At 47.3% G+C, this 16,272-nt stretch carries 8 protein-coding genes; 1 reads left to right on the plus strand and 7 read right to left on the minus strand.

Annotation, left to right across the window (positions count from 1 at the left end):
• Positions 1-108 precede the first annotated feature (108 nt).
• A complete protein-coding gene (nhaC, locus tag QVD32_RS10930; protein WP_118687350.1) occupies positions 109-1,593 on the plus strand; it encodes a Na+/H+ antiporter NhaC in 1,485 nt (494 codons plus the stop codon).
• Between the two features lie 56 nt (positions 1,594-1,649).
• Here the strand turns inward: nhaC and QVD32_RS10935 are convergent, their stop codons facing one another.
• The 7 genes from QVD32_RS10935 to QVD32_RS10965 form a co-directional block, all read right to left on the minus strand.
• A complete protein-coding gene (locus tag QVD32_RS10935) occupies positions 1,650-1,886 on the minus strand; it encodes a putative signal transducing protein (RefSeq protein WP_008861561.1) in 237 nt (78 codons plus the stop codon).
• A 157-nt stretch (positions 1,887-2,043) separates the two neighbouring features.
• Positions 2,044-2,988, minus strand: coding sequence for a tRNA-dihydrouridine synthase family protein (locus tag QVD32_RS10940; protein ID WP_118687293.1), 945 nt, complete (start codon positions 2,986-2,988; stop codon positions 2,044-2,046).
• A 589-nt stretch (positions 2,989-3,577) separates the two neighbouring features.
• Entirely contained in the window at positions 3,578-5,248 is a 1,671-nt protein-coding gene (locus QVD32_RS10945; protein WP_118687294.1) for a T9SS type A sorting domain-containing protein, read from the minus strand.
• Between the two features lie 139 nt (positions 5,249-5,387).
• Complete coding sequence (locus QVD32_RS10950) at positions 5,388-9,134, minus strand: LamG-like jellyroll fold domain-containing protein (RefSeq protein WP_215664425.1); 3,747 nt, start codon at positions 9,132-9,134, stop codon at positions 5,388-5,390.
• Between the two features lie 116 nt (positions 9,135-9,250).
• A complete protein-coding gene (locus tag QVD32_RS10955) occupies positions 9,251-11,182 on the minus strand; it encodes a hypothetical protein (RefSeq protein WP_118687296.1) in 1,932 nt (643 codons plus the stop codon).
• A gap of 19 nt (positions 11,183-11,201) precedes the next feature.
• Positions 11,202-12,965: a SusD/RagB family nutrient-binding outer membrane lipoprotein gene (locus QVD32_RS10960; protein WP_008861556.1), complete on the minus strand. Its 1,764-nt coding sequence runs from the start codon at positions 12,963-12,965 to the stop codon at positions 11,202-11,204.
• A gap of 32 nt (positions 12,966-12,997) precedes the next feature.
• Positions 12,998-16,234, minus strand: a complete 3,237-nt coding sequence (locus QVD32_RS10965; RefSeq protein WP_040296069.1) for a SusC/RagA family TonB-linked outer membrane protein — start codon at positions 16,232-16,234, stop codon at positions 12,998-13,000.
• Between the last annotated feature and the right edge of the window lie 38 nt (positions 16,235-16,272).

Below are 16,272 nucleotides of genomic sequence, written 5' to 3' on the forward strand. Positions count from 1 at the left end.
TTTATATATACAATAATTACTGTTTATTTATTCAAAAATAGAAGAAAATAAAGGTAATATATATGCATTATGATTACCTTTGCAAGCTCGAATAAAAAGAAAAATAATATGGACGAAAAAAGCAAAATACCCACTCCCGTTATTTCACTGATTCCATTGTTCGTTCTTGTCGCACTGTTGGCTATGGTTATCCCTATCTTCAGTGGAGATGCACTTTTAGGAGGAAGCCAAGTATCGCTTCTGATCGCTTCGTCCGTATGTGTAGGCATAGCCATGATAAAATACAATTATAAATGGAGTTCCCTCGAAGAAGGCATGGCTAAAAACATAAAGAAAGTGACACCGGCCATCATCATCTTACTACTCATCGGAGCCATTTCCGGCACATGGATGCTCAGTGGCATAGTTCCCACGCTCATATATTACGGGTTACACACGCTCACACCCCAGATATTCTTGGCATCTTGCTGTCTCATCTGCGCCATCGTTTCCGTCATTACCGGGAGCTCTTGGACAACCATCGCCACCATCGGCGTCGCCTTGCTCGGGATAGGAAAGGCACAAGGATTCGAAGCTGGGTGGATTGCCGGCGCTATCATTTCGGGGGCTTATTTCGGTGATAAAATCTCTCCGCTCTCCGATACGACGGTGCTCGCTTCGTCCACCACCGGGACGAAACTTTTCACTCACATACGCTATATGCTCGTCACGACAGTACCCTCGATAATCATTACGCTGATAATTTTTACGATTGCCGGATTCTTAAAGGGAAATGTCGCTCACGAACAAACAGCCCTGTTTGCCGATACATTAGCGCAAAAATTCAATTTATCGCCCTGGCTTCTCCTCGTTCCTGTCATTACAGGAATCCTTATACTCATAAAACTTCCCACCATTATCACACTGTTTATATCCTCGGTCATTGCAGGAATATGCATACTCATCTTCCAACCTCATATTCTCCTGCAAATCGCACAAGGTGAAACCCTAGACTTCACTACCGGATTCAAAGCCTTGATGACTTCCGTATTCGGTAGCACCTCTTTATCGACCGGACAACCCGAAATCGATGCGCTCGTCGCCACCCGGGGAATGCGAGGCATGATGGATACCATTTGGCTCATTATATGCGCCATGTGTTTCGGAGGTGTCATGTCGGCAAGCGGTATGATCCGTAGCATTACCGACGTTTTCGTCCGTTTCGTCCGTAAACCAAAAAGTGCCGTATGCTCCACCGTCGCCTCCGGACTTTTTTTCAACACTTGTACGGCCGACCAATACCTGTCCATCATACTGACCGGAAACCTCTTCAAAGAACTATATAAGAATAGAGGATTGGAAAGCCGGCTCCTCAGCCGTACCGTGGAAGATTCGGTCACTGTAACATCGGTATTGATTCCGTGGAACTCTTGCGGAATGACACAAGCGACCGTTCTCGGAGTAAGCACTCTCACTTATCTGCCTTATTGCTTTTTCAATCTGCTAAGCCCGTTAATGTCTATGATCATCGCCTTTACCGGATTCAAAATTAAACAAACCTTTTCGTCCGAACTATCCGGAAATAATTCGGAACCGATAAAACAAGCGGCATAAAAGCTGTTTCGATTTTTATGGATATTGAAAAAACGAAACAGGTTACTCAGACCCTGCTACTTTTCCGATTCAGGAAGTTGTGTCGTACTTAAAATAGTATCGGCCTTCTCCACGTCTTCGGCAAAGACATTCAGCCTGATGGCTCCCACTTCCGAATTTGTCAAAGGCAAGACACTCGAAAATATCTCGTTGGACAAAAAACATGGAACTCCGTTTGTCTCCAATACATCTTTTACGATATTCGCTTCGACCGGAGAATCGAATGTACGATATAATACGATCTCTTTTTCCATAGGGCTCCAATTTTTAGTGACTTTTGTCAAAGATAGCGAAAGGTGAGCGCAGAGACAAACGGAAATTTCATTTCCGATCTGGCTATGCCGAACCGCATCCCATCTTGGACTTGTTTCAAAGATAACAATTTTTCTGTAAAATAGGTCGAAGGCAGTTTTAATTTTTTCCCTCCAACGAAGAAAAGAGCAAGTTTACGGCCTCTGTATAATCTTTTACATTCCGGGACTTTGATAAACGCTTTCTCAATCGCTTCTCCATATCTGGTAAAAGATATTCCCAAAACGACATCATACGAGTCAACAACTGATGTTCTCCTTGCAATAGAGTTTTATAATCGGTAAAAACACGCTCGTGCAACGAAGCCACCCTGCAATAAAAGTTCTCACTCGAAAAATTTTCATTTCCATATTCCTCTGCCAGCCACGGTTTCGCCAATAATCCTCTGCCGACCATAAGCCCCGACAGCCGGGGAAACTCCCGCTCCACGGCAACCATCTCCTCTACCGTGGTCAAGTCCCCGTTATAAACCAACGGAATAGGACAAGCATCGTAAAACCGACCGAAAGATTCCATATCCACACAACCCTTGTACTGCTGTTTCCCCAGTCGGGCATGAAGCGTGATTTGCCGCAAAGGCAAACTTTCAAGCAGAGGTAATAGCCTCAATGCCTCCGAAGGCTCCTCCCACCCCAATCTCATCTTCACCGAAAATTCCAAAGAGTCATACGATTCCAAAGGCCGCAACAATCGCTCTACCTCGTCAGGGAACGGCAATATACCCGACCCCTTATGACGATAAGCCAATATCGGGAAAGGACACCCTAAATTTATATCGACCCGAGTATAGCCAAGAGAAGCCATACAATCCACAATACGTCTCAGTTCATCGGACTCCGAGGCTATCGCCTGCGGAACGACCGGCACACCCCGGTTGTTTTCAAAGTCTATATCTCGTAAATCCTTCCGTCGGAAATCTCCCTTCTCGATTCTCACAAAAGGGGTATAATAAGCGGCGATGCCACCGAATAAAGCGGCATGTGCCTTACGATAAACCACATCGGTATAACCTTGCAATGGAGCAAAATACACAAGTAATGACATATGGCGAAAATAATACAAATTGAATACAAAAACAAATTCGGCGGACTGCCGAATAAAAATACCTCTTTTACCCCTCTTCCTCTGTGTCGCTTATAAAATCAGTGTAAGGGGCAAAAGCGGAATACATCTCAACCACCCCCATGTCCTGTGGCATTACAGGGCATTCACCCCTTCCTCACCCGTGGCACGAAGCAAAATATAGGAGAGACGGTACGTAGTAACGGAGAAGCCGAAACAACAATAGAACAAAGATGTCTCACTCCTCACCCTGCCGTGCCCCGCAACATTGCGGGGTGGCGCAACACAAAATATAGGGGGAGTGCCCATAGGACGGAGGGGTTAATAAACAGAGGGGATAGAAAAACTGCGACAGCAACAAACCGAGGGTATCACACTCTCCCCCTGTGTCGTGAAACGATATAGGGGGAGTGCCCATAGGGCGAGGGGGTTAAAACCTGCAATCAAAAAACTCTTATGTAATCTTCTCAACCCCTCCGTCAAAAAAAGGGGAGTGCCATAGTTGCACTCCCCTTCCCTATTTACAAGTTTATCGAATAAAAAATTCTACTATCGACCGAGAAATCGGCTCTTACTTCCGAATCAGTTTATGGCAAGAGCTGTCGCCGTCTTTCTCCAACTTCAAGATATAGACACCCGAAGCAAGTCCCGACAAACGAATTTCGGTCTCACCCGTTCCGGCGACTTTCGAGAACACACAAGCTCCCGTCATGTTGAACACGCGAACCGATGTACCTGCGGCAACACCGCTCACCACGCAACTTTCTGCAAACGGGTTAGGATAAATTCTCACCCGGTCGGCCTGTTCTTCTTCCACGCCCGAAACATAATTGGTCTTTACGGAGATCGTCACATCTTGACGCATGGTATGGAAATACACGCCTTCCTCGAACAAAGCGGTTATATCCTCTTCGTTCAACATGACGGAAACCAATTCGTAGCCGTCTTCGAGTACCGGTTCGGAAATCATCAGCATGGTTCCGTTCTTGATGTTCCCATCGGCCGGGACATCGGCCAAATCTCCACCGACATACACTTGTACATCTATGCTGCCACCCTCGATTTCATCGATAGTCAGTTTGAACATTTTATCGATTTCTTTGGCTTTTACAACAAGCATCACATCTTCTTTCATCGTCAGCGAATAGATACCATCTTTAAACTGATCCTTAATATCCGATCCGTTCAGCGACACATAAACCAATTCGTATCCTTCATCAAGTACCGGTTCATAAATTTTCAAGGTCGCATTTTCCGGTACTCTGCCACCGGCCGACACATCGGTCACTACCCCCTCATCTTCGAATTCCGCTTTTATCGTACCTCCCACGAAATCCTTAACCGTCAATCCATACGTTTTTTTTCGGATCGTCACGGTAACGTTCACATCGCCCTTCACCACATGGTTATACATTCCTGAGAAAAACTGCTCCGTTATATCTGTCCCGTTCATCAATACGGAACCTACTTCATACCCTTCTTCGACTGTCGGCCACCACAAGATAAGCGTTTGCCCATCCAAAATCTTACCGTCCGACGGTACATCGCTCAAATCTCCTTTATCAGAAATAGCCACCCGCATACTACCGTGCTCGAACGGTTCCACCGTCAGACGATAGGCTTTCTGGAAGGACGCCGTAATCGAAGTGTTTTTCTTCAATACGAACTTATACTCATTGTTCGCGAGTTGGCCGGTTACATTTTCATCGTTCACGACGAGAGAAAGCAAATCGCATCCGCTGTCCGGAATAACTTTCACCGTTATCTCCACATTCCCGTTCACACGAGTTCCCGTCGTCAACGGCTCTTCCGAACCCGCCGCATAAAGTTCTATGCGCCCGTTCAAGGAATAAGAGAAATCTACTTGGTAAAGAAGACCGAATTCCGCAGAAATCACAATATCCCCTTCGCCTTCGGGTATAACATACGTATATCCCGATCCCGATTTTTCGATTTCTTCCCCGTTCACCCGTACGGCAACCAACGGCAATTTGGTCGGATTATCAGAATAAGCATCGATGATAAGCGTAGTACCCACGTCTACTTGCTGCCCCGACTGCACATAACTCGGGAAAAAAGAACCCGCACGCCTATAAGCCACCTCCAAATGAGTACCGGGCTCTGCCGGAGCCTCGATAATCACTTTACGACTCGCCGCATTCAACTGCGCATCCTGTGCGCTCAAACTACAAAACAAAAAACAAAACAGTATAGATAAAAAAATCGAATAACTCTTTTTCATGATATATTAATATTAAAAATAATCGCAAAAAAAATAAATTTTCTACCGATTAAAAATTTGTTAAAAGGACCGAACCCTAAATGATAGGGCTCGGTCCGCTATTGAGATCACCCTCTTAAAAAGAAAGTGAGAGATTACATCATCGATTCAACACTTTGACCGTACGAACCACCTTGCCCTCTTTCATCACCTTCACCACATAAACGCCTTTGGCTCCGAGAGAGATGCTCATGTTTTGACCGGCTACGACAGCGGCATCTTTCTGTGCGACAAGCATTCCCGAGGCATTGTACACGCCCACTTGGTAGTCTCCGTCCTCGGCAAATTCTACAAAGAGAATACCCTCTACGGTATACGTGCGCAACTCACCGGCCATGCTCTCTTCTACACCGTCTACATCGCCTACTTTGAATACAGGATAGCTCTTGGTATCGGCCCCGAGCGTATTTTCAAGAGTCAGAGTAACCGTATAATCGCCCGGTTTGCTATAAGTCAGTTTCGTGGAACCTTCGAGGTCGGTACCGGTCGATTCGCTGAGGACACCGCGTTTGGCTGTCCAAGTCGGACGAGTCTCTACCTTGAAAGTGGATCCCGGCACAAACGGACAACCTGAGATATACAGAGGATTCTGAGCGACTTGACGACCGGCGCCTTCACTACCAAGAGCTTCCGTCTTGAACGAACAGGCTTTAGCCCCTGCAACCGAACCTTTGGCTGCAAAGTAGTGGTCTTCATCGGCATCGGTTTCGAAATCCCAGTAAGCCATCACTTCTTGGGGAAGGCTGTTGGCATCCAGACCGTTCTTCACGTTTTGCACTTGCTCGGGAGTCATGGCTCCGTTCCAAACCAACAGATCGTCGATAATACCATTATTGAAAACAGGTTCCGATCCACGGCCTCCGGCAAAACAGAACCAATCTGAAGTCGTGATAGAATAATTCACATTAGCCCATGTTTCGGTCGTACCCGAAGCTCCATCTAAAACCCACGTTGACTCTTGGAGCACACCGTTCAGATAAAATTTGGAGCGGAATTGCGACTGGTCGTTATACTCGAATGTCAATACCACGTGATTCCATGCATTGGGTGTTACGACTGCATTGGGGAACGTATATTTCAACTCGGGAGCGCCATTGTACGTAGCGGTCCGGAAGGTATAACTGTTAAGTTTACCCGTAGATGACAAGTCAGACCACATCCAGCCCCAGTTATTCACCGGCCATGCACTCGATGCGCGATTTTCCACACTGAAGAAACAAGACCCTTCGGGTATCGAAGTGAAACGAACCCAAGCCGACACGGAGAACGTTTGACCGTCACCGATAGACAAATCGGACATTCTTCCGCCTACCCAGCCTTCATTGATCTCGATACCGCGCGAAGAAGCTCCATTGGCTTTCCTTCCGGTATAGCCCAACGTCAGCGCCTCGTCCACGTCGATCTTCACTTCATCTTCTGCCACAGCTTCCCCGCCGATAGTCAGCGATTGAATCTCGGGCAACGCACCCACGGCTTCGCTGGTAATCTGCACATAGTAACCATAAGTGGTCGTTTCGCCGTCGCAAATGACTTGCAGATCATAACCGCCTATTTCTTCAATACCTTCCGATACGGTAAATACAGTCGTATTACTTGCCTCTTTTACGACCTCACCGGTACTGTTGAGCAATTTCCAGTCGGCAGCGGCGTGACGGGGATCGACATACGAAATTTCAAAGCTCTCGCCCGGCTTGATGGTAGTTTTATTTATCTGTATATCGTCGGTAACCGTATATTCGCCCATACTCATATAATCGCTCCATGCGATCTCGGAATCGGACTTCATATCGACCGAAACGGCTGCGACACCGAAACGAATCTCCTGTTCGCCCTGCAAATCGGTAGGAACAGAGAAATACATACCGGCCCAAGAAGTAGTGATACCCATGAATTGAGGCTCACCACCTTTTTGTTGAGCATACAGTTTGAACATCGAAGCATTCACGTCGAGGTTATAAACCGGCTCACCCGGCAATTTGTCGTTATCCATGTTAAAGATCACCTTACCATCTACACCTTTGTAGTGAGATGCAAGAACTTTGGCGATCTTAATCTCGGGAGCCGCCGGTGTAGGCATAGCACCGCGGGTGATAGAAAATTCACCGAGGTATAAGTCGAGGTTCTTGGCATTTTCGAAATGGAGGGCAATCATAGCGATTTCCTTACCGGCCAACATAGCCAAAGCACCACTCACTTTAAACGTCTTTTCCACCCACACTTCATCGTCGGCCTCATCGGCGACAGTTAATACATTGAAACCGCTCTCGCGCAAAATCGTTTGCTCGTCGCCTTTGGCAGAAAGTGCCAAATTAACATCGGCCTGACCGCCTACCAATTTGTAACGAACCGTAATCACATCGCCTGCGGACAAAGCGAACTCGGTCTTGAACAAATGCAAATACTCATTGTCCACAGAACCGAAGAGGCGCAGACACGAACCGCCTACATAGGCATCGTCGTAAGTAAACTTGGCCTCCAAGCCATTTTCCACTACCTTGTCGGCCGTTTTACCCATGAAATCGGATGCAAACCACCAACGCCAAGTAGGCAAATAGTCCTGTACACCGATATTGTACCATTCGTTATCGTTCTGACGTTCGCCCATCCAGTTCAAGAAACGACCGTTACCCAAATTGAAATAAGAAATAAACGGTTCCTCGGAAAGATCCCATTTGAGCGAACTGCGTGCCGTCATGAAAGCCGACATACCGAACCACTTGTCATCGGGGTGATGGTTACCGCGATTGTAAACCTCGATTTTATCGATGGGATTGCGGTTACCGTTGGTAAAGAACTGCTCGATCAGATGTTGATAATATGTTTGCTTGGCTACATCTGTACTACCGTTATTGGCACGGTCGGCCCACAACATATTATAATCGTGAGCGCCCCACAGACCGATAGAGAGATTATAGTCTTTGAGAGTTTTCCACGTAGAAGGATCACCGCCCTGCATGTTGAAGCCGGCATAAAGATCGAGCGAACTGCGACCGGGGGCATAGGTATCTACAGTAGATTGGGTCAACCCTCCCAATACTCCATGCCAATTGTAATTGAGAAAAAGCGAGGTGCGGATATGCTCGCCATCGCCGAAGGTATCGTTGTTATGATTACCGAGACCACTATCGAAAGTAATCTGTCCATTATCGTTGGTTCCATCGTACCAGAAGTTCTCGACCACCGGGTTACCTTTTTCCGTAAGGTATTTGTGAACTGTCTCGTGCAATGCACGCAATCCCGACAAAATAAAAGAAGAACCTGTACTGAACTCCGAGTTATAGCCTAAACCGTCCACACCATGATAATGGAGGAATTTAGCCACTTTCTCTGCCTCTATGCCCACCAACGTGGAAAAACCAGAGGACCACTCTGAACTTATACCTCCCCAAGGAACGGAAGCCACACCCGAAACACCTACACCATTTTTATGGGCGACATCGGCGAATCCACCGGGGACCCACCCGTGTGGAGCCGTCCAGTCTCCGTAATGAGTAACGTATGACCAAGTACTGAAAGCCTCGGAATCGAACTTACCGTTAGGACGCGCATTGGTGTTACCATTGCTGGCATTTCCTACCGGAACCCAGAAAACGAGTTTTCTGTCGTTGGCCTCGGTGAGCGTCTCGTCGATCTGCGTGGCCGCATTGCGAAAACGTTCTTTGGGTTTCACACGGGAAACATAAAAATTCTCGTCCTCGAACAAATCTTCGCCGGGAACCCAACTACTAACATACTGACCGAGTTTCGGACTCTCCGGCCACGTCATGTAATCTTCTTTCAATTCTTGTGCTTGCGAAGAAAATGAAAGAACTAAAATTCCAGATAATAAAAATAGATTTTTTTTCATGGAAAATTTTTTTTGGTTAATAAAAATTTGAATTATTCTCAAAAAGTTTTTTCTATCTTCAAGTTCCGCGGACAGGAGGCGTTTTAGCGGCCTCCTATCCCGAAACGACTCTTTTTTTACAACACCACGGGAACACTATCGGCTTCGATAGAGAGAGTGCGACTTCCCACATTACCCGTAATCGAGAACGAAACGGTTGTCTCGTCGCCGCTGCCCGAGACATCCATGCTGCCCGTCACCTCGGCCCGAGCTCCGTCGATATCGACTACCGTACCGACAGGAATATCGTAATGTCCTGCATAACCGCCACCCTTATAGGCATCGGTCAACGTAAGCATGATTTGCCCATAACCCGATGTGGGCGAAATGAACACTACCAAATCGCCGCCCTCGTCATAAACCACCGAGTTTTCTTTCACGGTGTTGGAGGCGTTCAATTCCAAATCGACAGGTAGAGCGATCACTTTCACCTCGACCCTCTCGGACGATACGCCAGCCACCTCGGCAATAACGTCTGCCTTACCGGCCTTAATACCCGTAATCGTCCCCTGTGTGTTATCGTCGCCGGTTTGCTCGGCAGTGAGCACATCGGTAGCAGATGAAGTCCAAGTCACGTCATAAGGATTCTCTCCTCCCGACAAAGTTTTGGCATCGATACCCCATCGCACAGTCTGTCCCTCGAAAAGAGTACGCGCATTACCTGATTTCCACAAAACAGACAAGATACCCTCGGTGACACTCACCGGAACCCTTTTTTCCTTGCCGTTGGCCGTAAGAACCAGCTCGGTCTCGCCCAATGCGAGTCCCCTCAGCTCTATGACATTACCGTTATATTCACCCACTTGAACTTTGGAAGGATCGACTGCCTTGACTACCGGCTTGTGATAAGCATAAGACGAAGCGGGAATCACTCCCGTCGTAAGTCTCAACACACTTCCCACAGGCATGGAAATCGGATCGTGGTCGACCGTAATTTCCTCCACCGGATAACGAGTCTTAAAGTCCTGCACACGAAACGTCGCTACGAACACCGTGTCGGGAGTAATACAATGGAATTCGGCTTCGCCTTCCTCCGAACCCGAGCGCAACGCAAGCACGGCATCGAATCCCTCTCCTTTCACATATTCCTCGGTCTTGCCCGTAATCAATACCCCATTACTCGAAACGACTTCCCAACGATAGGCATCGTAGCCCGCCTCGATATCCTCTTTGGCGCCCGACTGCACGTTCATGGCGATACGCACGGTATCTTCCGAATTGATGTCCATTTCGGCCTCGTACGTATAGGCAAAGTACATCGACAATACCTCCTTACTGGGACGGGTATTTATATAGGGCATATTTTCGAAACCTTTGCCATAGAAAGTAGCCAACAACTGGGGAGCCAACATGATATCGCAAGATGCCGACTTGACCGTGGAAGCATCACCGATGGAAAGGGTGACTTTTCCCTTCCCCGAGGCACGGGGAGCTGCATAGTGCACGGCTACGAGACCTCTCACGGTGTCGATCGTCATCACCGGATCGAAAGCGGTTAGCCCTTCGAGAGTAGGAACCGGATCATAATCATAAAGAAGTTCTTTGGGAGAAACAGAGAACAGCACCGAATCGTGGGCCGTATTGTAACTACGTTTCGAAGTCATTTCGGTGAAAGTGCTGTCGTTGGGAATACACATCACACCGTCGGGCAAATTGCGCGACACGGTAACGGTAGTAAGGGCATATTTGCCGTTCTCCAACATGGCTTTGAGCCGGGTCTCTTTTTCCTGACCGCCATCCAAAGCCACCACAGCGGTATCGCCCAGCAAGGCAGCAACCGTCTGGTCTTCTATCGACCAAGAGACAGGAGTCTCGATCACTTTCCCGCTCACATTGGTAACCGTCGCCGAAATCCTCACCGTATCGCCCAATTTCAAATTAATGTCCATGGGATCGATGGTAATATACACCTCGGTCGCACCGTCGAGCGTAGCTTCCTCCTCACATGCGGTGAACGAAGTCACACCGAGGAAGCTCGCCAAAAAGAATATAAAGCTATATCGTTTCATGTTTCAAATGTTTTATAGATTAAAAGTTTACCGGAATTACCAATGTAAATTCGTTATCGGGGCTTTGCTCGCCTCGGGTTTCGGTCTGTTTATCCCAGAAAACACGCGAAGCGCCGGTGTTGGGTTGCCCGAGAGCCTGTACGAGCGAAGCGATCTCCAACGTATTGTTGGCTGTCTCCTCGATGGGAATACGACGTAATTGCAACTCGGTGTCGACGCCTTGGTCTTTCATGTTGTTCACATCGACCGGGAAGATACGGGGATATCCCGTGCGGCGGAACGTGGTCCATGCCTCGGCGCTCATGGGGAAGTTGGCGATATATTTCTGAGTGATGATTTTTTCCAGCATCACCTCCTTCGAGTCGCTCGCATCCCATTTCACACCCACTTTCACACGACCGGCTATGTTGTTCTCGTTGTTATACGGATCGACATAATCGATATCCTTCGCCGCAGTCTGGGCAAGATATTCGTCGATGACGGTTCCGTCGGTGATCCCATTCTCTTGGAAACAAAGACGGATACCGGCCTCATACCAACTCTGAGCGTCACGGCCAAGCGCATTCCAGCCTCTCAAAGCAGCCTCGGCCAACAAGAAGATACTCTCGGTGCGTTTGAAGAAAGACTGATGCATATATTTGAATTCGCCCGACAAAGTCGAGAATGGGCCATAACCGCCTTTGTCCTTGCCTGTGGTATTGCTGTTACGCATGCTGATACCCGTACGTACTCCGTAAACATCGATGGGAGCCTGTATACCCGTAGACTTCTCTTTAATAGGATATGCATTGGTATCGAACCAGCGGGTAAGCAGCGGGTGATTGTAACGTTTGAGAATATTTTCAAACGAAGCACCCAAACGAATATCGTGCCACTCGTTACCGATACGCCACAAAGCACAAGCGTTTTGCTCCTGATAATAGGCTATATCCTTCGCATCAGTGTCGGTGAGGACACCGATTTCGTCGGTGACAGCTTGTTCAAATTTGGACTGAGCCGTACCCGGATTGATTTTCACCATGTTCATGGCCATACGCATTTTAATACAGTTGGCAAACTTCACCCACATGCGCCAATCTCCATTAGAGAGCGTCTTGATAGTCAAATCCTCGATCTTGGCGAACTCCTCGCGGGACGGCTGACGCTCTTTCAATATGCGTATAGCCTCGTCGAGATCGTCGAAAATCAAATTGTAAATATCCTCGCCCTTTTCATAGGTCAACGGCGGAGTACGTTTCAAATTACGCCAGTCGCTAAAAGGAGCCGCGCCATAGAAGTCGACGATTTCGTGGCCTTGATAGGCTTGGATAATCAACGCCACAGCACGCCATTCGGGTTTACCCAATTCGGTAGCGTGGTGAATGGCATTGTAAGACTGTGTGAAAATCTGGTTATCCATAGGGCCCCCCAAATAATCGTTGGGGAAAGTATAAAGCGTAGGCAACGGACCACCGAAAGCAAAAGTACTCTTGGTAGTCGTCCAGTATCCTGCATAGTTGTCAATACTGTTCGCCCTGTAATATTGATATTTGTGAGGCGCCCACGATCCGTTAGGTTCGTGCGAATAGTTGATCATGAACGGAATAGCTCCTTTCAGCTCCTTCTCGAGAACAGTAATATCGGTAGCTCCCGCCCCCTCTTCGTTATTGTTGTCCATCTCCTCCTGCTTACCGATCAACCACGGATACTCCTCCTGAAACTGGTCGCCGCAAGAAGTGAACAAACCTACTGAAAACACGGATTCGATAACGAGGAATCCGATCGAATATATTGTTTTTCTCATATTGATGACTATTTATATTAAATCGTTCTTCATTAGAAATTGAATTTCAATGTTAACGCAAAACTACGCGTCGTAGGCAAAGAATAACAGTCGATACCGGAGTAACCGTTGGCGGCCGATACCGAGATGTCGGGATCCACGGGAGAATCTTTATAGATAAAGAACGCATTCTTCACCGAGAACTGAGCGGTCATACCTTGATTCTTACCGAACAAATTGGGCATGTCGTAGCTCAACGAGATGTCACGCATGCGCAAACTGGTGGCATTATATACATGGTCTTCCATGGGAAGAGCACCGATGGTCGTATAGTAGTTCTCGACCGAAACTTTGTTCCCCGATCCGTCGGGTAGAGGTTTGAGAATATATTCCTTTCCGTTTTGCATAACCCGTTCTCCGTTCAAGCGGTCTTGTGCAGAACGTTCGGAAAGGCCGTACAGGTCGAGATCAGCCTCGGTCAATGACATCACCTTACCGCCGATACGGCCGTCTATCAAGAAATAGAGCGTGAAGTTTTTCCAAGTAAATGTATTGTTCCAACCGAGAGTGACAGGCGAAGTCATATTGCCCACTTTGGTCTCGTATTTACCGGAAGCCATCACGGGAACGGCATTCTCGTAATTACCGGCATCATTGATTTTGATATGGCCGTTTTCATCGCGGGCGAAAGAGTTGACATAAATATCGCCATAGCGTCCGCCTTCTACGTATTTAATCTTGAAAGCGTTGGGACCCATTTGCACTTCGTAGGGAGCACCGCTCTCGGTTTTGTAAGTTTCGAGGATACGGTTGTCATTCCATGCGATATTGAATCCAGTCTGCCATCTCCAATCCTTATTGATGTTCCAGCGATAAGATGCTTGGAATTCCAAACCATAGTTGCGTATCTTACCTGTGTTGACCGGCTTCGATTCGCCATTGGCAGTGGTGACATACAAAAACTGGTTACGTAACGTCGAATTGTAATAAGTAAGGTCGAAGTTGAATTTGTTTTCGAACATCCAAACGTCCAAACCGGTCTCGAACGAAGTGGTCGTCTCCGGTTGAGGATCATCGAACAAAGGAGGACGAGTACTGATCGTACCGTTGGAGAAATCGTAGCTCTGACGGGCGAACAAGGTGTTGGGAATGGGGTTACCTACCACCGACCAACTACCGCGCCATTTCAACTGATTGAGCCAATCCCGGCGAGGCAAAAACTTGTCGATGAGCACATTCACACCGGCCGAATAGTAATCGAACGATTTATATCCGCTCCCTTGCGTGAACTGTTGGAACGACTGTGCCCACTCCAAACGATAACTACCGTCGAGGTAAACTTTATCGAATAATCCGACTGAAGCCGTAGCGAAGAGTGCCGTGCTCCAATCCTTGTTATTCCAACTGTCCGAAGCCGATGTTGCACTTCCGTTAGGGTTGTTGGGACGGCTGTGTTTATTATTCTGAGGAACGAAAGCATTGGGCACACCGCAAGTATCTATCGCCGTAGTGATGCTCGTGTTACGATCGTAATGACGTGAAAAGCTGGTTCCCACAGCCACATTCACATCGATTTTATCATTGAAACGGTCGTTCCAAGTGAGCATGTGGTCATTATAAATGTCGCTCGAGCGAGAATCTCCATTGTAATATTTACCACCTACATAATCGAAGCCTACCCGGTTCATACCGGCATACTCCTCGTTCAGATTATTCTGAGTCACATAATCGACATTGAAACGCGTCTGATATTTAATATTTTGCCAAATCTTGGCATCCAAAGTAATATTTGCCAACAAACGGTCGCGCTTCAAATAATCGTTATACATGTTGGCCACCCAGTAGGGGTTGTTCAGATATTGGTCATACCAGTACCAAGTTTGAACCGGTTGTCCGATCAATTTGGGATTACCTTTCTCCGGATCGCTCACGATATTGTCGGCCACCGTACCGAGGTGTTTATAGTTATGCTTGAAATAACGCATATCGATATCGGCCGGAGTACGGTACAAAGCATAGAGAGCGCTCAATGCCTTACCCACAACAGGAGCGTTATCGGTCTTCTGATGTATCCAGTTAAGGCTCGTGTTGATATTGATACGCTTGTCGAACAACGAGAAAGATTCCTTGAACATCACGTTATTACGGGTAAACTTATTGTTCGGTATCAATCCCGTTTGATAGGTATTATTATAAGAAAAATAAGTTCGGAAGTTTTCCGTACCGCCACTCAACGTAACGCCGTTGGTCGTAGTCACGCCTTTGTTGAAAAAGTCTTTTACGGCATTGCGTGCAGAATTCATCAGATACGGGGCAGAAGCCACCTCGTCGGCCGAACGTGTACCGATCTTAGGACCCCACGCCGACCATTGGTCTCCGCCACTGATACCATAAATCTGTTGGGTACGAGGATACATGGCTATCGTCTCGATCGACGTGGTGCTCGACACATTCACCTTGACAGAACCCGAAGCACCCGATTTGGTCGTGATAACGATCACACCGTTATTGGCTGCGCTACCGTAAAGAGCTGCGGCATTCGGGCCTTTCAAAATCGTCATGTTATCGATATCTTCGGGGTTGATCGTCGACAAGAGGTCATCGCCGCTACGTCCGCCGCCGAGTATCATATTATCGGTCGCCTGCGTACCCATACCGTCTTGCATAGGTACACCGTCGACAACGATCAACGGCTGATTGGTTCCGAGAATAGAAGTGGAACCGCGAAGCACAATTTTAGAAGCTCCACCGCCCGCTCCCGAATTATTGGGAACGATAGTAAGACCAGCACTCTTTCCTTGCAGCGAGTTAATGAAGTTATTATCCTTGATACGGGTCACTTCCTCGTTCTTAATAGTCTGAGTAGCATAGGTAAGCGTTTTGGATTCCCGCGATATACCCATCGCCGTTACTACGACTTCTTGTAAAACCCGTGTCTCCTCATGCATAACGACATCGTATGAGGAAGCATTCGCCAACGACAAAGTCGCCTTTTGATACCCGACATAACTGAATTCGAGCACGGCATTATTATTCGGGACCTCTACCGAGTAAACACCGTCTATATTAGTAGAAGCTCCTATCGAAGTTCCCTTCACTAATACACTCACACCGATTAGTGGTTCTCCCGAAACATCGGAAACCACTCCTTTAATAGTACGCTTGCTTGGCTGGGTTACATTTGCAGTAACCTTTCCTGCCCCTTGATCTATTGCATTAGCAAAAAACGGAACAAAAAAAGACAAAGAAAACGCCAAAAGCCCAATTTTACACTTCTGATTTTTTTTCATGCTTTTAGATTTAACCATTTAATATTTAACATAAATAA

Source organism: Barnesiella sp., from assembly GCF_022723415.1.
GTDB classification, from domain to species: domain Bacteria; phylum Bacteroidota; class Bacteroidia; order Bacteroidales; family Barnesiellaceae; genus Barnesiella; species Barnesiella intestinihominis.

Coding starts and splice junctions, on each gene's coding strand:
- nhaC (WP_118687350.1), top strand. CDS start 109: ATGGACGAAAAAAGCAAAATACCCACTCCCGTTATTTCACTGATTCCA.
- QVD32_RS10965 (WP_040296069.1), bottom strand. CDS start 16,234: ATGAAAAAAAATCAGAAGTGTAAAATTGGGCTTTTGGCGTTTTCTTTG.
- QVD32_RS10960 (WP_008861556.1), bottom strand. CDS start 12,965: ATGAGAAAAACAATATATTCGATCGGATTCCTCGTTATCGAATCCGTG.
- QVD32_RS10940 (WP_118687293.1), bottom strand. CDS start 2,988: ATGTCATTACTTGTGTATTTTGCTCCATTGCAAGGTTATACCGATGTG.
- QVD32_RS10950 (WP_215664425.1), bottom strand. CDS start 9,134: ATGAAAAAAAATCTATTTTTATTATCTGGAATTTTAGTTCTTTCATTT.
- QVD32_RS10955 (WP_118687296.1), bottom strand. CDS start 11,182: ATGAAACGATATAGCTTTATATTCTTTTTGGCGAGCTTCCTCGGTGTG.
- QVD32_RS10945 (WP_118687294.1), bottom strand. CDS start 5,248: ATGAAAAAGAGTTATTCGATTTTTTTATCTATACTGTTTTGTTTTTTG.
- QVD32_RS10935 (WP_008861561.1), bottom strand. CDS start 1,886: ATGGAAAAAGAGATCGTATTATATCGTACATTCGATTCTCCGGTCGAA.